Origin of the sequence: Paenibacillus sp. yr247, assembly GCF_900103825.1 — a bacterium.
GTDB lineage: Bacteria > Bacillota > Bacilli > Paenibacillales > NBRC-103111 > Paenibacillus_E.
The window spans coordinates 254,348-275,682 of sequence record NZ_FNIF01000003.1; the positions used below are offsets into that span (position 1 = coordinate 254,348).

At 45.9% G+C, this 21,335-nt stretch carries 22 protein-coding genes; 6 read left to right on the forward strand and 16 right to left on the reverse strand.

The features are described from left to right. Nucleotides 1–193 precede the first annotated feature (193 nt). Together BLT91_RS10200 and BLT91_RS10205 are read left to right on the forward strand one after the other, a co-directional pair. Complete coding sequence (locus tag BLT91_RS10200; RefSeq protein ID WP_254776870.1) at nucleotides 194–844, forward strand: ANTAR domain-containing response regulator; 651 nt, start codon at nucleotides 194–196, stop codon at nucleotides 842–844. After that, on the forward strand, nucleotides 841–1,872 hold the full coding sequence (locus BLT91_RS10205) for an anthranilate phosphoribosyltransferase (RefSeq protein ID WP_090820358.1): 1,032 nt from the start codon (nucleotides 841–843) through the stop codon (nucleotides 1,870–1,872). The genes BLT91_RS10200 and BLT91_RS10205 overlap by 4 nt, the downstream gene beginning before the upstream one ends. A gap of 75 nt (nucleotides 1,873–1,947) precedes the next feature. Here the strand turns inward: BLT91_RS10205 and BLT91_RS10210 are convergent, their stop codons facing one another. Next, nucleotides 1,948–2,706: a peptidoglycan-binding protein gene (locus BLT91_RS10210; protein ID WP_090820360.1), complete on the reverse strand. Its 759-nt coding sequence runs from the start codon at nucleotides 2,704–2,706 to the stop codon at nucleotides 1,948–1,950. A 235-nt stretch (nucleotides 2,707–2,941) separates the two neighbouring features. Between BLT91_RS10210 and BLT91_RS10215 the strand changes: the two genes are divergently transcribed. Continuing rightward, nucleotides 2,942–3,931, forward strand: a complete 990-nt coding sequence (locus tag BLT91_RS10215; protein ID WP_090820362.1) for a ketoacyl-ACP synthase III — start codon at nucleotides 2,942–2,944, stop codon at nucleotides 3,929–3,931. A 404-nt stretch (nucleotides 3,932–4,335) separates the two neighbouring features. Here the strand turns inward: BLT91_RS10215 and BLT91_RS10225 are convergent, their stop codons facing one another. After that, nucleotides 4,336–5,241 (reverse strand): phosphotransferase, encoded by a 906-nt coding sequence (locus BLT91_RS10225; protein WP_090820366.1) that lies wholly within the window; start codon nucleotides 5,239–5,241, stop codon nucleotides 4,336–4,338. A gap of 29 nt (nucleotides 5,242–5,270) precedes the next feature. After that, the gene (locus tag BLT91_RS10230) at nucleotides 5,271–6,281 is read right to left on the reverse strand and encodes an aminoglycoside phosphotransferase family protein (protein WP_090820368.1); all 1,011 of its coding nucleotides are present in this window, start codon (nucleotides 6,279–6,281) and stop codon (nucleotides 5,271–5,273) included. 371 nt (nucleotides 6,282–6,652) lie between these two features. Between BLT91_RS10230 and BLT91_RS10235 the strand changes: the two genes are divergently transcribed. From BLT91_RS10235 to BLT91_RS10245, 3 genes are read left to right on the forward strand one after another with little or no spacing between them, the layout of a single operon-like run. Further along, a complete protein-coding gene (locus BLT91_RS10235) occupies nucleotides 6,653–6,841 on the forward strand; it encodes a hypothetical protein (protein WP_090820370.1) in 189 nt (62 codons plus the stop codon). An 8-nt stretch (nucleotides 6,842–6,849) separates the two neighbouring features. Next, entirely contained in the window at nucleotides 6,850–8,199 is a 1,350-nt protein-coding gene (locus BLT91_RS10240) for an arsenic transporter (RefSeq protein ID WP_090820372.1), read from the forward strand. Nucleotides 8,200–8,238: 39 nt separating this feature from the next. Next, nucleotides 8,239–8,904, forward strand: a complete 666-nt coding sequence (locus tag BLT91_RS10245; RefSeq protein ID WP_090820375.1) for a hypothetical protein — start codon at nucleotides 8,239–8,241, stop codon at nucleotides 8,902–8,904. Between the two features lie 173 nt (nucleotides 8,905–9,077). Here BLT91_RS10245 and BLT91_RS10250 read toward each other — a convergent pair whose 3' ends face one another. The 13 genes from BLT91_RS10250 to BLT91_RS10310 form a co-directional block, all read right to left on the reverse strand. Further along, entirely contained in the window at nucleotides 9,078–9,320 is a 243-nt protein-coding gene (locus BLT91_RS10250) for a hypothetical protein (protein ID WP_090820377.1), read from the reverse strand. A 15-nt stretch (nucleotides 9,321–9,335) separates the two neighbouring features. Then, nucleotides 9,336–10,721: a glycosyltransferase family 2 protein gene (locus BLT91_RS10255; protein ID WP_090820379.1), complete on the reverse strand. Its 1,386-nt coding sequence runs from the start codon at nucleotides 10,719–10,721 to the stop codon at nucleotides 9,336–9,338. Beyond that, a complete protein-coding gene (locus BLT91_RS10260; protein WP_254776871.1) occupies nucleotides 10,718–11,722 on the reverse strand; it encodes a GT-D fold domain-containing protein in 1,005 nt (334 codons plus the stop codon). Before BLT91_RS10260 ends, BLT91_RS10255 begins: the two co-directional genes overlap by 4 nt. A 69-nt stretch (nucleotides 11,723–11,791) precedes the next feature. Beyond that, the gene (locus BLT91_RS10265) at nucleotides 11,792–12,883 is read right to left on the reverse strand and encodes a CgeB family protein (RefSeq protein WP_090820381.1); all 1,092 of its coding nucleotides are present in this window, start codon (nucleotides 12,881–12,883) and stop codon (nucleotides 11,792–11,794) included. Between the two features lie 25 nt (nucleotides 12,884–12,908). Beyond that, nucleotides 12,909–14,060, reverse strand: a complete 1,152-nt coding sequence (locus tag BLT91_RS10270; RefSeq protein ID WP_254776872.1) for a CgeB family protein — start codon at nucleotides 14,058–14,060, stop codon at nucleotides 12,909–12,911. Next, nucleotides 14,057–14,953, reverse strand: a complete 897-nt coding sequence (gene rfbD, locus BLT91_RS10275) for a dTDP-4-dehydrorhamnose reductase (RefSeq protein ID WP_090820383.1) — start codon at nucleotides 14,951–14,953, stop codon at nucleotides 14,057–14,059. Before rfbD ends, BLT91_RS10270 begins: the two co-directional genes overlap by 4 nt. After that, on the reverse strand, nucleotides 14,950–15,990 hold the full coding sequence (locus tag BLT91_RS10280) for an NAD-dependent epimerase/dehydratase family protein (RefSeq protein WP_090820386.1): 1,041 nt from the start codon (nucleotides 15,988–15,990) through the stop codon (nucleotides 14,950–14,952). The genes rfbD and BLT91_RS10280 overlap by 4 nt, the downstream gene beginning before the upstream one ends. Nucleotides 15,991–16,114: 124 nt before the next feature. Further along, nucleotides 16,115–16,663: a dTDP-4-dehydrorhamnose 3,5-epimerase gene (gene rfbC, locus BLT91_RS10285; protein ID WP_090820388.1), complete on the reverse strand. Its 549-nt coding sequence runs from the start codon at nucleotides 16,661–16,663 to the stop codon at nucleotides 16,115–16,117. Beyond that, entirely contained in the window at nucleotides 16,660–17,871 is a 1,212-nt protein-coding gene (gene lhgO / locus BLT91_RS10290) for an L-2-hydroxyglutarate oxidase (RefSeq protein ID WP_090820390.1), read from the reverse strand. Before lhgO ends, rfbC begins: the two co-directional genes overlap by 4 nt. Next, nucleotides 17,868–18,587, reverse strand: coding sequence for a sugar phosphate nucleotidyltransferase (locus BLT91_RS10295; RefSeq protein ID WP_090820392.1), 720 nt, complete (start codon nucleotides 18,585–18,587; stop codon nucleotides 17,868–17,870). Before BLT91_RS10295 ends, lhgO begins: the two co-directional genes overlap by 4 nt. A 35-nt stretch (nucleotides 18,588–18,622) precedes the next feature. Continuing rightward, the gene (locus tag BLT91_RS10300; RefSeq protein WP_090820394.1) at nucleotides 18,623–19,360 is read right to left on the reverse strand and encodes a glycosyltransferase family 2 protein; all 738 of its coding nucleotides are present in this window, start codon (nucleotides 19,358–19,360) and stop codon (nucleotides 18,623–18,625) included. Continuing rightward, nucleotides 19,351–20,364, reverse strand: coding sequence for a glycosyltransferase family 2 protein (locus BLT91_RS10305; RefSeq protein WP_175532211.1), 1,014 nt, complete (start codon nucleotides 20,362–20,364; stop codon nucleotides 19,351–19,353). Before BLT91_RS10305 ends, BLT91_RS10300 begins: the two co-directional genes overlap by 10 nt. Nucleotides 20,365–20,434: 70 nt before the next feature. Then, nucleotides 20,435–21,244 (reverse strand): glycosyltransferase family 2 protein, encoded by an 810-nt coding sequence (locus BLT91_RS10310; protein ID WP_090820399.1) that lies wholly within the window; start codon nucleotides 21,242–21,244, stop codon nucleotides 20,435–20,437. Nucleotides 21,245–21,335: the final 91 nt, after the last annotated feature.

A 21,335-nucleotide genomic window follows, 5' to 3' on the forward strand; every position in this document is an offset into this window, starting at 1 on the left:
TTTGATTATAGTATGACATTTCGTGCATGTCAATAAACATAACACAAAAAAATCGCATATGAGATTCCCTATAACATATCGACAAAATTTAAATTCATATGCTATAGTAATGCCGTATAATAAATCATTTCACCAAATAAACCTTACATAAAGTTCCCATTAGGTGAGAAGTATCCACGATGGAGGTATTCAAATGTTGCAATCATTTATACTGATCGACGAGTTTAAACAAACTCGCTCAGCTACCTCCACCTCGTCATCGACTACCGAGCTGAATTTTTCTGATAATAGAAAGGAATCCTTACCTGAAAAGATGCTGAAGGATTTGGGATTTCGTATATATGCAGCGTCTAGTGTAAAAGAAATTTCATTTATGATCCCCAAGGTCGATGCTGTATTATTATCAGTAGGCCCTGATCAAGTGGAGACATGGCGTTCGCGTGTGCTTACTCATCGAAGCCTTCCTCTCTTCTGGTGGTGTGACGCTCACACTTTTCCTTCAAATGAATGTAGAATAGATGCAGGTATTGATGGTTTAATTGGATCAATGATGAGTCCTCTTGAAATTCACTGTGCTCTGCTCCTTGGCATGAATCATTATTTCCAACGAACCGAGTGGCAGCAAGAGCGCGAACAACTTCTCTCCAAACTTGAGGAGCGCAAATGGGTCGATCAGGCAAAGCGAATCTTATGTGAAATTAAAGGTATCTCCGAAGCGGAGGCTTACGATTTTTTGCGTAAACAAGCCATGAATGAACGTAAACGTATGGTAGACGTCGCTACCTCCATCGTCAAGGTGTATCAAATACTACAGGATCAGAACCAAGGAGGGCGCAAACGATGATATCTTTATTAAAAGAAGTAGGCCGCGGAAAACGCGGAGCAAGAGACCTTTCATATGAAGAAGCTTCCCAAGCAGCGGAACTCATCCTCACAGGAGGCGCTACACAAGCACAAATGGGTGCTTTTCTCGTTGCGGAACGAATCAAAATGGAATCCCCCGATGAGATTAAGGCCTTCATCCATGCCTTGCGTCAGCGGATCACTTCCTATCCAATCCCCGGCAGCCTGGATTGCGCAGGACCATATGACGGACGCTCCCGTACGTTCATCGCGACCTTGCCGACCGCGTTCGTTCTCGCGGCCTGCGGACTTCCCACCACGCTGCATGGCAGCCCCAGCATGCCGCCCAAATGGGGGATCACGCTGACAGATGTGCTGGCCGCGCTCGGTGTGCCCGCACTATCCGCGTCGCGCGAAGCCCTTGTTTCCGCTGCGGCGCGAACAGGCTTCCTGTTCACGCCTACGGAAAGCTGGTGCGCACCGCTCGGCGAGCTGCGCGAGCTGCGCATGGAACTCGGCCTGCGGACCGTGTTCAACACAGCAGAGAAGCTGCTTCGTTTCACGGAAGCGCCATTCATGGCTGTCGGTGTGTTTCACGGCACTGTGTTCGAGAAAATTACCAATTTATTAATCGAATTGGGGGTGTCTCGCGGCATCGTTGTGCAGGGCATGGAAGGCTCTGAAGATCTTTCCGTGGACAAGCGCACACGAACACACCTCATTCAAGAGGGCACCAGCGAATTATTCATAGTTGATCCTGAGATTTACGAATTAATGGTAGAAGTGCCGGAAGTCGAATGGACTGCTCAACTGCAGGCAGAAACTGCTCTGTCCGTACTGCGTGGAGAAGCCGAACTCCCCTACTTGAATATGGTATTACTCAACAGCGCAGTGCGTTTGTGGGTTTCCCAGAAAGCCGGATCCATTGAGGAAGGTATTTATTTGGCTCGACATGCGATTGAACAAGGGGCAGCCTTACAGAAATATACCGAATGGACAGAAGCAATTAAACCAGTATCGGCTACTTAATGGCAACAGTAAAGTTAATGTACTTATAAAAAAAAGCCCCTAGGGGCTTTTTTCTCATTTCAATTCCTATTCAATTCATTTCCCAATAAACTGCTGTGTAAACATTTTACCGCACGGACCACCGTCCACGATGCCAATCCCAATATGATTGTAATCTTTGCTTAATATATTAGCTTTGTGACCCGGAGAATTCATCAGCGCCTCATGGGCTGCTTGCACAGTTTGATTACAAGCAATATTCTCTCCTGCCGCATTATACGTAATACCGAATTTTTCCATCATATCAAAAGGCGAGCCATATGTCGGTGAATCATGGGAGAAGTATTTGTTATCGTCCATATCTTGGCTTTTTAGTCTTGCCGTTTTGGTAAGCGCAGCGTCGACAACTAGCGGGGAAAGTCCCACGGCAGCCCGCTCCTTATTAACCTGATCAAGCATCTGCTGCTCCTCAACCGTTAAATCTGTTGATGGTGGAGGTTGCGGTACAGGCGTTGACTTCGGTGCAGGTGGTGGCGGTGGTGGCGTCGGCTTTTTGGCAATTTTCATATTCCCATATGCCCATAGGATGGACTGCAGCGTTTGGTCATCCACATTTCCGGTAACAGGAAGACCATATTTGCTTTGAAAAGCTTTAACACCAGCTTGTGTTTGGTTACCATAGTAGCCAGTAATAGGTCCGCCATAGTAGCCAAGAGATTTCAACATCCCTTGCACCGCGTAGACATCAGGTCCCTTAGCCCCTTTCCCATAGGCAAACACGGTGGTTGTGGATGAGCAGTACAATGCTATACAAATTAGTATTATCCAGACATGCTTTTTTTTGCCCTGTAACATGAGTTTACGTTCACTCCCCGTCATCAGCATCATTCGTCGCACAGTGGACGATAGCCATTAGAGTGACCTATTTCTCGAATATTATCCATAATAATGAAATAATGCTAAAACGTACGTTCCTACATTTCTGGTTGATGTTACAACACCCATTGACTTTAATCCCCGTATCCGATACAGTAAAAATATAAATTAGTACCTAGTCCTAATAACAGATACTAAAAGGAGCGAATCAATAATGTCTATCTCTACTCCCTTACAGGCTCGAATCACAGCCATTGGCAGCTATGTGCCCGCGCATATCCTAAGCAATGCGGATCTCCAGGGAATGGTTGATACTAACGATGAATGGATTGTTCAACGCACAGGGATCAAGGAACGCAGAATTGCTGCAGCCAATGAATTTACAAGCCATTTATGTATAGCTGCCGTACAGAATATGCTCACTAGATACCCATCTTCACTTGACGATGTTGAGTTAATCATTGTCGCTACTCATACGCCAGATCTTCCCTCCACGCCAGTCGCTTGCCAAATTCAAGCTCATTTCTGTATTCCCGAAACAGGCGCCTATGACCTGAACGCTACCTGCGCTGGGTTCACCTATGCCTTGCATACCGCAAGTGGACTTGTTGCTGCTGGGGTACACAGCAAAGTTCTTGTCGTCGGCGGGGACTCCATGTCCAAAATCACAGACTATACAGACCGTTCCACTTGCATTCTTTTTGGAGATGGCGCTGGAGCCGTGTTGGTTGAAAGGGAAGAAGAGCGCCCTGCTTTCCTTGCTCACCATCTGGGATCTGATGGTTCAGGGGGTAAGCATGTATACCGAACCGGCCTTTCCTCGAACTTAAACGGAATTCCGTTAGCCGGTGAAGGCAAGCTTGTCCAAAATGGCCGCGAGGTTTATAAATTCGCTGTAACGACGGTCCCACAAGGGATTGAGAAGCTGTTAATGAAAAGCGGTTTACCGCATACGACCATTGATTGGTTCATTCCTCATAGCGCTAACCTTCGAATTATTGAATCCATCAGTGAAAAGTGCGGCATTGCATTTGAAAAAGCTTTGTACAGCCTTGAATACTATGGGAATACATCTGCGGCGTCCATACCCCTTTCTCTGGATTTGGGCATCAAGGAAGGAAAGGTGCGATCAGGAGATACGCTGCTGCTTTATGGCTTCGGGGGCGGCTTGACACACTCAGGATTAATCGTTCGTTGGGGGTAATAGAAAGACGGCAGAGCTTTTACAAGCTGTGTCAGCAGCTCGTAAAAGCTCGCTTTGCCTTAAGCCGAGCCCGCTCATTTAGTCAGTGTTGTTTTTTCCTTCTTAAAAGCAGCGTTAGCTTATGATTAATTACATCTAATTTGGTGTCTATTTGTCTTAGGCCCCTAATTAATCTGACTAAGCCTAATCCTAAACTTTTGTCCTTTACTTCCTTGAAATTTTTCCGAGCTTCTCTCGTCCGTTTATTAAACTTATGCCGAGCTCTTCCAAATGCATCAGCCATATTCACAATCTCCCTTCAAATATATAATCGGTACATTGTAATAAATGCGCGGATGCGTTATATGGCATGGGCGAATACACTGTAGGTACAAAAATTCTTTTTTGAGCTTGTACGGTCCCTTTCATAACAAAAGCTTTAACTCATTCGTATAATTCTTGATCTGTATGGTTGTCGGAAGAGCGACTTTGGCGTGGTGTGACTTCTTTTTGTACTGCAGCGCCCTTATGACGGGATATGGGACCAGCAGCAAAGCGTATAGTAAGCGCAGATCTTCCTCACTCAACGGGCGTTTACGGTTATAATAGTCAATCCAGTGCAGGGTTTCTTTCCCCTGCCAGGGGAAATTACGATGCAATATATGCGAAAAATCCTGCATCCGCACATGCAATGACGTGTTTTCGAAATCAATCATATGCATAGAACTCGCCCCGTTCAGGACGAGATTCGGATAATTAAAATCTCCATGCACAAAAGATCGTGCAGTTTGTTCTTGTTCAATAGCTTTTACGACTTTGGGATGGCTCAAATGTTCCTTAGCCTTATTACAAATTGAAATAAGACGTCCCATCTTTGAATGCTCACCCAAGATATTTTGATAAGATGTGAATCGCTCATGTAACCAGTGGTATCTTAATCTTGCTTCTGGAACATCTTTGGCAGGCAACCCCTGCGCGACGGAATGAAACTTTGCAAGAAGACGAAGCGCTTTTTTGAAAAGAGCACTATTTTCGAAATCTGGACTATGACCTTCTGTCCAGTTAATGAGCATGTAATGAACTTCATTTCTTGTGATCCAAGGACGTTGGCTAGTTGTTAAGAGCATCTTCGGGCCATACATAAAGCCGCTTTCAGCTAAATGTGTTATCACTTGTGCAATAAATCGGATTTCCGATTCGGGGACACGGTACCTTTTCAGACATAAGATTCCGTGATTTTGAGTGAATAACTGGTATACGCCGTCGCGAACCGTTACCTGATTCAGGATATGGATCCCATACTCTTGTTCAACATCAGACTCTACTAACATTCATCTCACCTGGCCCACCCTATATTTTGCTACTTACGAGCCCACTCATCCAAAATTTGAATAGCGTTCAAACGTTCATCCCATGTTTGTTCCAGCACATGAAAACCACGTTGACTTCTACCCAGTATAATGTTCCGGACTTCACACCATGCTTCACGCGGCAGACGGAATAAAGCGCTTATCAAAAGGCGTTCGGCTGATTTTAGCGGGTTTATTTCTTCATAGCCGCGCAGCAGTGCAGATATTTGAACCGGCTTATAAAACGTTGTGTTTGAAAGAGTTTTAGCAATTTCGTAATAGGTTGAACCCATCCTTAAAGAATCCCAGTCAATCAGGAATAATCCATTCGGATTAACAACGATATTAGGGATCGTGACATCACCATGAATTAATGCAGGATGATTCTTTTCTTTAGAAAGTATTTTTTTCACTTCTGAGGTGCCAAGCATATCCCACGCTTCATCAGCCAACGCTCTGCATCGCTCACCATGTTTCTCGAACCATCTTTTGGCGATCGTTTTTTTCTTCTGAATGTTCGGCAGCCGGAGCCGATAGAGGCGATCTTCAAGTTTAAAAAGGTTAATTTGCCTTTTCGTAAAATAAGACATGGACCTTGACGAAAGGTGGTCCTTACAAATGGTGTGAAGGTTGGCCAGCGCTCTGCCGAGGGCCTCGTAGTCTTGAACATCGTCTTGCATTCCACGTCCCCTAATCCATTCCGCCATATAGTAATGCCTGCCATATTTGTTCACGTAATACGTACCAGAGCTTGTAGTAAGCCAATTCGGGAAATTGGGATACTTGCAATCCTTTAATTTTTTGATATAAAAGAAAACCCTGTTTACATGTTGTTCTCTGGTTAAGTTTTTTTCAAGCGTTCTAAAATTCATTGCTTTAATCAGGAATTTGCCCTTGTCTGTTGACGCGCGATAAACCGCGTTTTTTCTGTACAGGGAGTCATATGTTTTTATACGGCGAAGGCGTAACCCGTAACGGTTCGCGATATCTTTAAACCATACTTTATGGTACAGATGTGCCACTCAGCGCTCCTCCATTCATTTCAAGGATAAAGCTTATTGACAGTCTATTCGGCAGATGTTGCGGGGTGTCTGTTTTTCAACGTACAAAAATAACACAAAGAAAAAAGCCGGTCATCATCTTACGATGAGAGAGGGCTCCTCATTCAACTTTATATTTCAAGGATAAATCAGGGGAAGGCGAACTTTTAAGTTCGACCTTCCCCTTGTTAATTAGCTAACATTTCGTCGCGGAGTTTTCGAAAATAAGGCGAACCAATCAGAGCAATAAAATGACTGATACATATACATGTAGGAACAATTTCTATTCATCAGGAACGGCTGATAACTATGTAGGAAGGGTCAATAACTCACATTATCAGGGAGGGATTATTGTGGTTGTTTTATTTATCATTCTTTTATCCGGCTTTGGATTATATGCTTTGTTGGCACCTTCTAGAAATATTAATGAAGAATCCGCCTTAGAGGAACTTTTTACAGAGGTGAAATTAAGCAGTATCCCTTTACCCGAGTATTCGAATGCAGGGCAGACACATGCAACGATTTCGGCTAAAAAGGAGTGAGCCTATCCATGCTAAGTTCACCTACGGTAACTCTTACGATCATAGCATTTTTCCTTACCATGATACTGATTCTTTGGCGCCCGAATGGTTTAAATGAAGCCATACCATCCTCCGCCGGTGCTATTTTGGTACTTTTAAGCGGAAGTGTTACGTTGCATGATTTGGGGACGATTGGGTCAACCATAAGTAGCGCTGCGATAACAATCATAGCAACGATCGTGATGGCGATTATCTTGGAAAGCTTTGGCTTCTTTTATTGGGCTGCTGAAGGACTAGCTGCTAGGGTAAGAGGTTCCGGAATACGCCTTTTCTGGTACACCAATTTACTCTGTTTTCTCATGACGCTATTCTTTAACAATGACGGCAGCATTTTAATTACAACGCCCATTCTGCTCATCGTACTCGATCGTCTTGGTCTAAAAAATCATGAGAAGATTCCCTATCTGCTTTCAGGTGCTTTAATAGCAACTGCCTCAAGTGCTCCTATTGGCGTCAGCAATATTGTGAATCTCATTGCGCTTAAAATTATCGGAATCGATCTTTACACGAATACACTCATGATGTTCGTTCCGGCAACACTTGGATTGTTACTTCTCTTGTTCTTGTTATATTTGTGTTTCTATCGAAAGTTACCGCGTAAACTTCCAACAAAAATACGATCCCCTATAGGTCCTGGCAAACATCCTCTAGTTACAAAAACCATTTCACCTCTTTCCATCAAAAATCGAAGCCGATTTATGCGGAATGTTCTTCTTTTTGTATTTTCCATTCGTATTAGTCTTTTTATCGCCTCCTATTTTGGAATCCCCATCGAGATCGTAGCTGTTTTAGGCTCATCTATTTTGATGGGGTGGAGGTGGATAGCTTTGAAAATTCCTCCATCAGATATGTTGAAGAAAACGCCTTGGCACATTCTTGTATTTGCCTTCGGCATGTATGTGATCATTTACGGTTTAAAAAACATTGGATTAACAGATTGGTTGACCACAGTCTTTCGACCTGTCGTTTCAGGAGATTTGGTCAATGCCAGCATATGGATGGGCTCGCTTCAATCCCTTATGTCTATTTTTTTCAATAACCATCCTGCTTTAATGATTGGAACACTAACCTTAACGAATATGGGGCTGGACCCTCTGACCTTAAAAATTGCTTATTTGGCAAGCGTTATCGGAAGTGATATGGGCTCATTGTTATTACCGACGGGAACACTGGCTTCGTTGATTTGGATGCATATCCTTAAACAAAATAAAGTAAAAATAAAGTGGAGTGATTACGTCAGAATCACATTAATCGTCATACCGCCGGCTGTCTTATTCACATTAATTTTCTTGGCTTATTGGGTGAGATGGATTTTCTAAATATATAACATGCATATGAAGGAGAGGTGGATCATAGAGATGGATTTATTCTACCCCTATCTAGGTAAGCAGATCGACTTTGAAATACTGGGAGATAGAAGGCATATTGGATACCTAATCGACATGGGTCCTGATATTATTGTGGTATTTAAAGAATCGAAATTTCTATACATTCCCCTTTCCCATGTTCGCCATCTAATGATTCCTCCCATAATCGTACCGAATATAGCAGCTCCTGATTTACCTACAAGCAGTCAGCATGAAGTGATTTCTTACTGTTCAATTTTAAGAAATGCTAAGGGAGTATTATGCGAAATTTATTTGGCTGATCATCAATCAATGTATGGCACTATTTCAGACATCCTCACGGACTACTTTATTTTCACAACTCCGCTGAACAAAATTATGATCATCCCGCTGATTCATTTGAAATGGATCAGTCCGAATCCAAGCAGCGCAACCTCTGCTTCTTTGAAGTTTGAGCAAATCGATCTCCAGCAACAGCCTGCTTTTACATTTGCCGAAACATTTGAAGAGCAGCTAAAACTTCATGAAGGCAGTATCATTTCTATAGATGAAGGATTAAAAACAAACAAACTAGGGCTGTTGCAAAAACAAAAAGACCGTATTCTCGAGTTAGTTACGTTGGATGAAAAGAAGCATTACTATCACCTGCAGCATATAAAAAATGTTTGCATAGGTTAATAATCAGCAGGAGACGGAAAGCTCGTCCATAACTGCGCAGTAAAAGAAGAATTTGGACGATCCCCGGAGAAGTAGGGACGGAGCGCAGCGGTTTGCTACGTGAGTGCCGGACTTCCCGGGTTCGTTCAAGATTCGATGTTGATATTTAGCCGCTCAGCAAAGCTCGACTTGCCCTAGGATGCCGAGTAAAGGTGTTCAAACCCTTCCTCGAATCCTTTGTTAAACCCTTCGTTATACCCTTGATTATATCCCTGGTTGAAGCCTTTATTATAACTCCCGCGATAGACAGTAGACCGGGTGAACCGGGTTTTCTTTTTGGCAGTTGACTTCGTGAATCGCTTCTTGGTTTGGGTCAGCCGCATCTTCTTAGGAGATGCGTTTTTGCGTTTTCTGCGAACAGTCGATTTTGTACTCATGGATTCCTAGCTCCTTTATACGTTATTCGCCACAATCACAGCGGGTGCCAGAATCGGCAGTCCCTGCGTATAGCGCTGAAGTGTTTCTTGGCTGATCGGCTTTGGTTGACGCTGCGTCAAATTCCAATACGATAACGCCCACTCATTGATGATCCGATGTATCTTATTCCCTCTTACTTGAAAGACATAATCGCCATTCTTCACCAGCATACCATCCTTAAGCTGCACCGCATTCCAACTTTCGCTGGCGAGTTCGGTCAGCTTGTTAAGCACCTCTTGGCCGTTGACCGGCATCCCCATACGCCAATTGCGCAAGTCCAACTGCGAGATGCGGCTGGAAGACAGCTCTACAGAGTCCATAATGGGATGACGGAACTCATTTTCAATCCAGTAGAGCTGTGAAGTGACACCACGAACCACCATATGCGTCGGGTAGAAATGGTTCATGGCTGCTGTTGTCCCTTCCAGCTTCTGCTGCACTTCCTGCAGCAGGCTGTGCGAGTCGCTCCATTTACGCGAATAAAAGTTTAGGTTCTTGCCATACACCTCTTCTAATCGTTCCCCCAGCGCCTTGATGCTGACACTGCCCACATGATGAATGAAGGTGTCCTTGACAATGATGAGGTCAAGCCCCATTAGACGCGTCCGTAATCCGTAATCGTCATCTTCGCAATTGCCAATTTCGAATCCTTCATCCAAATAACCAAGACGATCAAATACGTCACGGCGCATGAGAACGCAGAAACCCGTTAGTCGTCCTGTCCGATACCACTTGCTTGAATCCGATTGGTTATACACTGCAGCAAAGCGGTGCATCTCTTCCGTCGATGAGTAATTCGTCTCGATGAGCTGCTCGCCGCTAATGTAGTTCGTTACAGGGCCTACGAGACCGTATTTCTCATTGCTATACAGGCAAGTAAGCATATTCTTCAACCAGTTTTTTGTGACGATCGTATCATTGTTTAGAAATAACAGCGTTGTGCCGCGTGCCAGCCTGAGCCCCTGATTCGTCCCCCCGGCAAAACCAAGGTTAGATTTATATACTCTATAACGGACTTTACCTGTAAGCGTCTTGAGATAAGCTTCTGTGTCATCCGTCGAGGCATTATCAATAATAATAATTTCAAAAGGCTCCGGTGTATGCTCGTAAATACTTTCGATACAATTCTGAAGATGTGCCCGCTGGTCGTTCGTCGTCACGATAATGATGCTCGTTCCATGAAAAGGCTGAAGGAAGCTGGAAATTCCCGCCTCCCAGCCGCTCTGATAAGCTTGATCATGCCCCCTATCATAACCGCAATTATAGCCTCGGTTAAAAGAATGATTATATTTAACTCTGGCTGCTCTGGCTTTTACCACAGATTTCCTCGCAGCAAGAACTCGCTTGCTTCCCTTTTTCATCGGTACGGTGCCTCCCCTACAACAATGGCATCAGCAAGATGACCGAAATCGATCGCTACCTTCCCCATCTCGGAGGCAATCCACTCAGACAGAATAACCGCTGAGACGCCTGCAGAAACAAGTGCAAGATCGAAGTCATGCTGAGCAATGACAGATTTGATACGGGGTATATCCGTCACACCATGAACTGGGGTTACTTCTCCCGCTATCGTTACGTTATGATTGCGAAGCACTTCCGCCAGCTGTGAAGCCTGGTTACCAACGACCAAAACCCGACGTCCTTGCGTGATTCGTGACAAATAACCCGTTTGGTATAAATAATAATTGACGAGTGAATCCGTCAAAGTAAGCTGATGATAATCAATGTTCTCTGTCCGGAACACGGAAAACGCAAGCGGCTGAAAGTTACGTACACGCAGCTTCGGAATACCGACCACGCTCGCTCCCCGAATTGCTTTCACCAGCTCACCTTTCACTTCCAAATTAGGAACGTTTACGCCCGCATAAGGAAGAAAAGGCCCTTCTTCTAAGATTTGTTCGATAGGCATAATCGTTTCTTGCGCCATGGTCAGCAGCTCCCCATCCCCTAATCGGACCAACGAAAAAGGAGCTCGGCTATTCAATGCTGCGACGATTCTGTCTCCAAGCTGCTCTGCGGTAAGCAAATGGAGGATTTGTGAACGTAGACGCTCGACGCCGGCTGCAATGAGTTGTTCAACAGATACTTCGGGCAAAATCTGATATTTAGGCAAGCATTTATCGACAATGGCATCTCCGCCAGTGTGTTTCCCGTCTCGAAACCCTTTGCTGAAGCCTTTATCATAACCTTGATCATAGCCTTGGTCATAAGTCGGGAGCGCTTCAGAAGCCGACGTTGCTGCTGGCTGAACATATACGATTTTCACTTTTTTTCGGGCTGTAATTATACGTTTCCGGTATTTCCTCGCCACAGCCAGACGGGAATTCCCTTTACGGTTGCCTCTTGATTTTTTCCGTCTCACGTCACGTTTCTTTTGAACGGGTAACATAGTTCACCTGCCTTAACTTATTTCCATGTGTGACTACTGCTTTCAGCCAAAAATAAGCTCAAACATCTGCAAAATCCGGTTGCGGTACGTATGCTCCCGCATGGTTCGTATCAGTCCTCTCAAAGCGATTTGCTGCCGTTCTGCCTCATGTTCAAGATAGTAGTCGATCTTCGCGAGAAGATTCTGCGGCGAATCGTAGGTGACAACCTCTTCTTGAGGCACGTACATGCTGCTCAAATTAGCACGACTATCCGTCAGCTGCAGCTGACCGCAGGCACTAATTTCAAATGAGCGCGGGTTGATCGAATTCGCTGGTATACACTTGCTGTTTTGATTGGACGCATCGTCGATGGCACGATGCATATTAATGACGATTTTGGCACCATTGTAGTAACTTGCACTTTCCTCCGGGGAGACCCAGTAGCCTGATTTGATTTTACTTTCCAGCACAGTATAGCCTTTCAGTCGATCCCACCAGTAACCTGCAATAAGTAATTTTTTAGAAGAAAGCTCATGAGCAATTTGGTCAAAGAAGGCGACTCGGTTCCAAAAGGCAACGCCGATAAAACAGATATCGACGCGATAATTGCTGCTTACCGCTTTGGGATGGAAGATCGAGCGATTTACACCAAACGGCAAATGGTGCACTTGTTCGCAGCCTGCTTTCCGGTACAAGGGCACACAGCTTTGCTCTAGTGTAAACACAACATCGTAATGAGTGGCGATATCGATCGTGACATCGGTATAGTAAGGATCGTCTGTGAACCATACGGCCGTCTTGATGCCCAATGCCCGCACAGCATCGACCACTTGAACCTTCAGCAGCTCTGCTGAGTTGAGTGAAAGCAGCAGATCGGGCCGAAAGGCATTGGCCGCGTCCAGAACGCCACCCTCCGGAGTCACGATTAGTACCTCCGCACACAGTGCTTTCAGCTCAGCGATAATACCTTGATCCATAGGACGGTAAGACCAGAGTCCTGACTCTACATACATCACTTTGATATCTCGACGGGAGCCAATCTCCGGAATTCGCTTCACGATCGCTTCACAACGACCCAAATGATACCCGTGCCTCCAACCGCTGTCGTACCCTTCCCTAAGTCCCCGATTCCAACCGTTTCGGCTTCCTAACATGATCGTCACCTCTTCGAAATGGCAGCTACATGCCATTCGTAATACTTAACAATGTTTGCAAACGGCTCCGGTATGTGTGCTCCCGCAGCGTACGGGATAAGCCTTTTATGGCGATTCGCTGTCGCTCTTCTTCATGGCTCAGGTAATACTCGATCTTTTCTATCAACTCTTGCGGAGATCTGAATGTATCCAACTCTTGCCCCGGTGAATACATATTCGTCAATTCTTGGCGTATGTCTGTCAACTGAAGAGTCCCACAAGCTGAAATATCAAACACTCTGGGATTGGGTGAATAAGCGGGAATGCGTCTGCTGTTGCTGTTATGAGATTCATCATCAATGGAACGGTGCAGGTTAATGACAATTTTGGATCCTTGATAATACTTCGCGGTTTCTTCCGGGCTCAGCCAATAACCTTGAATTTTGGAAGCAAGTTTATTATAGGATTGAAGCCGATCCCACCAATAGCCATTGATCATGACGTTTTTGTCTTTTAAGTAATCCGCGATTTGATCAATAAAAGCAACACGATTCCAGAACGCGGAGCCAATGAAGCAAATATCTTTGCGATACGACGCGGGTAAGTAATCCAGCTTGATGCTGTCCGGATTGATGCCGAAAGGAAGATGATGTACTTGAGGGCAGCCCTGCTCTTTATAGGTATCCACACAGCTAATTTCTAATGTAAATACAAAATCATAGTGGGGTACAATTTGTATCGTTTGATCGGAATGATAGGGATCATCAGGAAGCCATACTGCTGTCCGAATGCCCGACGTTCGAATGTCTTTCACTTTGGCGACAGGGAATGATTGACCAATGGCGTCCAGCACGAGGACGAGATCAGGGCGGGACTCCTGCGCAATGGCGACAACGTTATCGTTCGGGTTAACGACAATAACCTCACGCACCAGCTTACGTAGTCCATCCGCAATGCCATCGTCCATAGCGACGTACGGAGCGCCATCGGCCCGTACATACAGTACCTTAAGTTCCCAGAGAATCCCGCGCTCTTGCGGCGTATCTCGCAGTATCCTTTGGCTTCGTCCCAAATGGTAGCCGTGCGACCAGCCCTGCTTGTAGCCTGCCTGCTTACCGCGAACCTCTGTCGAAACGGTTTGCGATATCGGCTTGGCAGTCCTAGACTGTTTGTTCATCCGTGCACTCGTGGCCTTCATGGCGATTCACCCCCGTTTCCAACATATCCTTTTTCCTGTAAGTAAGCTTTTAACGAGCTTTTCCAGCAAGGCATTGGATAAATGCTGTTGATTTTACTGTTATCCAGAACGCTGTAGGAAGGTCTTTGACATTTGGCCTCATACGCGCTGGAGAGGATCGGCGATGCATCATAAGGAAGACCGCAAAGGGTAAATGCTTCAATCGCTAGCTCATACCAGCTGCAATCCCCTTCGCCCGAACAATGATAAATGCCGTATTCGATCACATTTCCGTCGAGGAACGCTTGAACAGCTTGCGCCACATCCAGCGAGTAGGTTGGCGACATCCTCATATCATTGACAACGGAAACCGGCTTGCCTTGTTTAATCAAACGGATCATGGTTTCAATGAAGTTCCCACCCTTTCCGCTTGATCCCGCAATGCCATACAACGAGGAAATGCGGAAAATAAAATAGTGATCCAGATAGGCGGCCATAACCTTCTCCCCTGCTACCTTGGTGCTGCCGTACACATTCAGAGGGTGCGTTTCATCTTCCTCGGTGTAGGGCGAATTTTTGATCCCGTCAAACACATAATCCGTGCTGAAATGTATCATGGTGGCATTATGCTCTTTGCAATATAACGCCATTCGCAGCACGGCAATGGTGTTAACCATTAGTGCCTTTAAGGGGTCTCTCTCGCATTGCTCCGTATTGTGGAAGGCTGTACAGTTGATCAATACGTGGATATAACCAAGACCCTCCAAGAAGGGAATGATCGATTCGGTATTCTCCACGTTCAATTGTTCACGAGTAATAGGAATGATCTCATAACCGTTGTTCCCAGCAAAGACGCTGCGGATATCCGAACCTAATTGTCCATTGGCGCCTAATAGCGCGATCCTTTTCATCATTCATTCAATCCTTTGAGATCGATGATGCCACCGTATAATTTGACATCCTCAATAATCCGATGCCATTTCACGAGCTCACTATACCAATCTAACGTAATCGATTGATCCATACCGGATACTTCGCCTGCTTCCAGCGCGTTGTAGATTTCAAGTGCACCTTGGGCAGCTGTCCACTTGCCCTTCCATTGCAAAGCCTTCTCAATCTTGTCAAAGCTGACGCGATAAGAACGATGATCGGGGGCTCCGTACCAATCAATGCTCACTTTTTTGGGCATCACTTGGGTAATCTCTTCGGCCAATTTGCCAAGCTGATAGTTATTGCTATCGGTGCCTACATTAAAAATTTGCCCATTGATCACATCAGGGACTGCTTCCAAGAGGAGACACATGACGTCCGTCGTATCCTGCACATGGACGAAGGGCCTCCACTGAGAACCGTCTCTCATCAGCGGAATTACACCATGCTTCCATGCGCCTAACGTCATGCCGTTAATTGCCAGATCGAAACGAATACGAGGAGAATGGCCGTAAACCGTAGCCTGACGAATGACGACAACCGTAAATGTATCGTCTGCCAGAGGCAGAACGCCGTGCTCAGCCATTTCATTCGCTTTGGCATAGGTCGTGAGCGGATTCGTAGGGGAGGTTTCATCAATGATGACCTCCGGCAGCTGAAAACCGTAAAGGCTGCAAGAAGAGGGAAGGATGTAACGTTTCACACCCAGCTTCTTGGCCTTATGGGCCGTACTTACACGGGAGATATGATTGATTTGGTAAGTTGCTTCCTGAAACAATTCGCCGCTAGGGTCGTTGGAGATGGCAACCAAATCAATGACCGCATCAACACCTGCGAACACCTCTTCTTTAAGACGACGAGAATCTTCCTTGATTACTACGAGGTTCGGATGCCCCGGAAGTTTATCTATGCCAAAGAAGAAACGGTCAACCGCTTTTACTTTATAGCCTTTATCCAGCAGCTTCGGTACCAATACACTGCCGATATAACCTCCAGCTCCCGTTACCAGGATTGTTTTCATGACCGTCCCTCCTAATATAGGGATCTTTGAGCGTAGCTCAAAGTCTCTCTGCTCAGGGATCTTTGAGCGTAGCTCAAAGTCTCTCTGCTCAGGGATCTTTGAGCGTAGCTCAAAGTCTCTCCATTTAAATAAAATTAATCTCCGCTTGCTGCAAATGCGGATGCTGACGATCTTTATCCGATAAAATCGGATCGGACACAGGCCAATCGATGCCAAGCTGTGGATCGTTCCATAGAATTCCTCTGTCATGCTGCGGTGAATAGTATTGATCAACTTTGTAAAGAAGCTGTGTATTCGGGACAAGGGTGCATACACCGTGTGCAAATCCTTGCGGCACTAGGATTTGCCGTTTATTCTCGGCGCTCAGTATGACACCTACCCACTCTCCAAACGTCGGCGAGCCTTTGCGAATATCAACGACCACGTCATATACGGCCCCCGACAAGACACGAACGAGCTTGGACTGAGCTTTGGGCGCCAACTGATAGTGGAGACCACGTAGAATGCCCGCTTGAACGGATAAGGAATGGTTATCCTGAATGAATTCTTGGTGAATACCGAGATTAGCCAGTATTTGACGGTTGTAGCTTTCCATGAAGAAGCCACGATGATCACCATGTGCGGTCGGTTCGAACACGCGCACATCCGGCAGCTTAGTAGAAATCTCTTTCATGAAATAGCTCCTCCTCGTAGTTCCATCATTTGATCGACCACATAAACGGCAAAAGGCATCGAACAGGTAAAGGCTGGTGACACTGCGTTCAACACATGCATGGAGTATTGATCACCTTCGATGACGAAGTCCTGCACGAGCTCGAGCGTCTCCTTATGGAGCAGCTGTGCCCGGATGCCTGCCCGTAAAAATGGGCCGAAGCCTTGCGGATCGATATGCTGAACCAAACTCATTCCAAGTCCGATAAAAGAGGATTTGATATATTTGCGCATTTCCTCCAGCGCGAGGCGCCTGAAGTTAAACGAATTGGTGGCGAACAGCTTCGCCTCATAGCCGACGATTTGTATAAATTCTTTTAATCTGAATCCATGCAACCCCGAATAATTTTCGCGCCAAAATGCCGGTATCGCCGTAGGTCCGATCTTAATGCTGCCATCTACTGTCTTCGTATAGTGCACACCAAGGAACGGATTCCCAAGATTCGGAACGGGGTATATGTTCGTTGCGACATCGGTCTTGTTTTTCGTATATTTCAAATACATGCCTTTGAACGGAATGATTGTATATGAAACCCCAAAGCCGAAATCATGCGCAATGCTGTCTGCATAAAGACCAGCCGCATTGATCAAGTATTTAAATTGATATGTGCCTGCGCTTGTGAAAATAAGGTCGTCTCGATGTTTACGGTATCGGGTGTGAAAACGAAAATCCACGCCATTCGCCATATTTTCATGCTTCAGCATCTGACATACCTCGATGGGATCGACGGATGCTGTAGTTGGCGAATAGAGTGCTTTGCGAAACGTCCGGGCATTCGGATCGATGACCTCGATGTCTCCCTCATCCAACCAGATGAGTTCAACACCATTGTTATCTGCTCTGCGTTTCAATTCTTCGAGTCCCGCAAGTTCCGATTCATCCCTGGCCACAACCAGCTTTCCGCATTCATTGATGCGTAAGCCGTGCTGCTGGCAGTAAGCTCGCATCGCTTGGTTGCCCTCTTTGGTAAATTTGGCTTTTAAGCTGTTCGCTGTATAGTAAAAGCCGGCATGCAGCACACCGCTATTGCGCCCGCTCGCGTGAGCAGCGACATCGGCCTCTTTTTCCAGTACACACACTGTACTTCGAGGCTCCCTTTTCTTTAACTCGCGAGCAATCGTAAGACCGATGATTCCCCCTCCGATGATGATGTAATCGAACTTGTTCAATTGCCATCACCCCGTAATTTATTGGTTGCTTCATACCAGGAGGGGAACGTGCCGGCGTCAATCCACCAGCCTGCCAATATGTGATGGGTCAATGCCCCTTTGTCCGCATACAAGTTGTTTACATCGGTAATTTCCAGCTCACCGCGCTTTGATGGTCCAATTACCTTAATCTTGTCAAACACCGAGGAATCGTACATGTAAATGCCCGTTACGCAATAAGAAGATTGCGGATGCTCAGGCTTCTCTTCGATTCGCTTAATTACAGCACCATCCATAACAGGAACTCCATAGCGCCCAGGATCATCGACTTCTTTTAAGAAAACTTTCGCCCCCTCTGGCTGCAGCTCGAACTCCTTCACATTGACAACTAAAGAATCTTCAAACAAATTATCACCCAGCAGCACAAGCAACTTTTCACCCGGATGCACGAAACTTTCCGCAAGCTCCAGCGCTTCGGCAATACCGCCGGCTTCTTCCTGGATCTTGTAGGTAAGCTTTACGCCCCATTCCTTACCGCTGCCCAAAAATCCGGTAAACAGGGAAGCCGATTGCTTACTCATCACCAACAAAATATCGACGATTCCCGCTGCTCGCAGCTTCTCAATGGCATAATAAATCATAGGATATTTGCCGACCGGAAGAAGATGCTTATTGATCAACTTCGTCAAAGGCCAAAGGCGCGTTCCCGTTCCCCCAGCAAGAATGACTCCCTTCATAACAACGCATCCTTTCTCCCTTTCTTCAAGGTCCCTTATATAAATGTTTGGGGATCCACGCCCCATTTATCTATAAATGACTGCCGAGAACGTGCGACAATCTGCTGAAATTGCTCTTTACCCTTTTTATCAAAGCTGGCACTGCCATAATGAAATATAAAGGTGTCTTCCGCTAACATAAGCCGATAGCCCGCTTGTCTTGCGCGATAACAGTAATCGTCATCTTCGTAATGGCCTGGACTGAAGCGCTCGTCGAGCAGTCCGATTCTCTGCATCACTATACGTTTGAACAAGAAACAGAAGCCGACCAGACGTTGAACTTCTTGGTATGCTCCTTTTTTTTCAACATTGTATTTGCGGGTCATCTCTTCCAAGCTCGTATAAGCTTCCTGAATTTTTTGCCTTCCGCTGACATAATTGCTCATGGGTCCAACGATACCGATATCCTCCTGATGATAAAGAGCATCCAGCATATTTCTCAGCCATTTCGGGGTAAGGAGCACGTCATTATTTAATAGGAGAATGGTGCTGCCCTTCGCTAACTTCATACCTGCGTTACAGGCTGCTGGAAACCCCTTATTTTCATAAAAGGATACAAACGGGACCTTTTCCCGAAGCAAAAAATCGATCGTTCCGTCGGTCGACCCGTTATCAATTACAATGATTTCATAAGGTGTATCGCTGTTTTTTGTGTTCTTGCGCAACGAATAAAGACAATCCTGCAGCAGTTTATTTTCGTTATAAGTCGGGATGATAATACTGGTTATATCCATGTTAATCCCTCCGCAAGTGCGGACCGTTTTCGGATAGGATCCTCAAAGCCCAACCGGCTGCTATGGCTTTTTATTAGCATATGCATAGCCTCCAGATGATCGCCTAGGATCAGGTTCGCTACTGGATTAGAAGTCCCCGTGTTCAGCTGAGTGACCTTGTTCACCGTAATAACATCGACGCTAGCTGGGGCGCAAATATTTAAACCTAGCTTAATGGCTAGTGATTGGGCTTTGGGTGGCACAGCCAAATGAGCTACCCCTATTTGCTCGATTGCTTTTCGGGAAAGCATGTGGGGAATGGCCGTCATGGAGTTTGATTTCAAGTCCGGCCTGTCTTGGATGGTATTCAAAAATTCTTTCATCATCGTCACGCCATCTCGACGTGCGAATTGGCCGATGAATGGCGTCATGTCGTTTAGCGCTACATCTACCCCTCGATCCATCGCTCGAATAAACGGAACTAGTTGTTCCGCTTTAATCGGAATATCACCGTCGAGAAACAGCACCATGTCTGCAGTCGTCAGTTTAGCGCCGATCGAGCGCCCCACATCATGCCCGACAGAGCCTGGATAGTGCACGATGGTCGCTAGTGTGTTTTGTCTTGCGATAGCAAAGCTGTTATCGGTAGTGCCATTGACAACAACGATGATTTCCTTCATGGGAAAACGCCGCAGTTCTGCTAGTACGTTTCCAATCGTACCTTCTTCATTGAAAACTGTAATGACAGCTGCCAAACTCTTTAGCGTCGGAATCAGCACCCCTTCCGGCTTCTCCATACCCAATTGCGTGCAGTAACCTTCGAGAAAAGCGTTCGCACAGGCGGCATATCGCTCATTCGGAATTTGTTGCACCTTGCCGATGTAGTAGTAATACCACAGTGACTGGATAAAAGTGAGGGGCTGTTCGTCTCCTGGAATCGGATGATCGACAGCATATCGCCTTCCATCCCGCTGAGTGGCCTGCTTCCAGATTGCGAAAGGTGTAATCCGTTTTCGTCTTTTCATGAACATTCTTTTTCTTCTTAATGGCAATTTCTTGCGTAATTTTCGAACGATAGCTTTTCGTTTCATATCATCACCCCACAAAAGATCGATCCCGGGATAGATCTGTCTGCTGACCTCGCTCGTTCGTATCATTCAGTAACCATTCGATGGCTTCCAAGTGATCTCCGACAATAAGATGCCGCAGCGGATCTACCTTGAATGCCCTCCTTCTTATTGGATTCATTTTACCGACGTTCACGTTATGCACATTGTGAAGATCAAGACCTTTTCGAATCGCAATCGTTTGAGCTAGAGGAGGCACCGATAAGTGTTTGGCTTCGATCAATTCCAGTGCTCTTCTGTTTATCGCATGGGGAATGGTCGTCATGGAAGCTCCTCGCAGATCTGGGCGGGACAGAGCAAGATTCAAAGCATGCTTAGCTAACACCACAGGATGTACTTCGTCTGTCAGAATTTTACCAGAATAACTGTTTAGAGCCACATCAACGCCACTTTCGACCGCCAATATAAAAGGTCTCAGCTCGCGCGCAGAAATCACGATATCGGCATCGATAAAGAGTAGAATGCTTCCTTTCGCATGCATCGCGCCGATTCCACGCCCTACATCATGCCCTAATGCTTCCTTAAATGAAATCACCCGTGCGCCCATTTTGCGAGCTATGCGCTCTGTTCCATCACGGGAACCGTTAACAACAACAATGACTTCTGTCGATGGATGCACCAATCGTGCTTGACGAATGACAGCAGCGATCGTTTTCCTTTCATTCATCGCCGGGATCACGACAGATACTTTAGGAGTTTCATGAGCAGGAATAGGTTTGGAAACAGGGCGAGATCTCCTTCTAGGTTTCAACAGCTTTCGTTTCCTTCGCTGCAACATGACCTCACTCTCCCCTACTAACTTTCATTCGATTTGTCCCATTCTATGTTTATCCATCTCGAAGGGCACGGCATTCGTTTAAGCCCTCTGC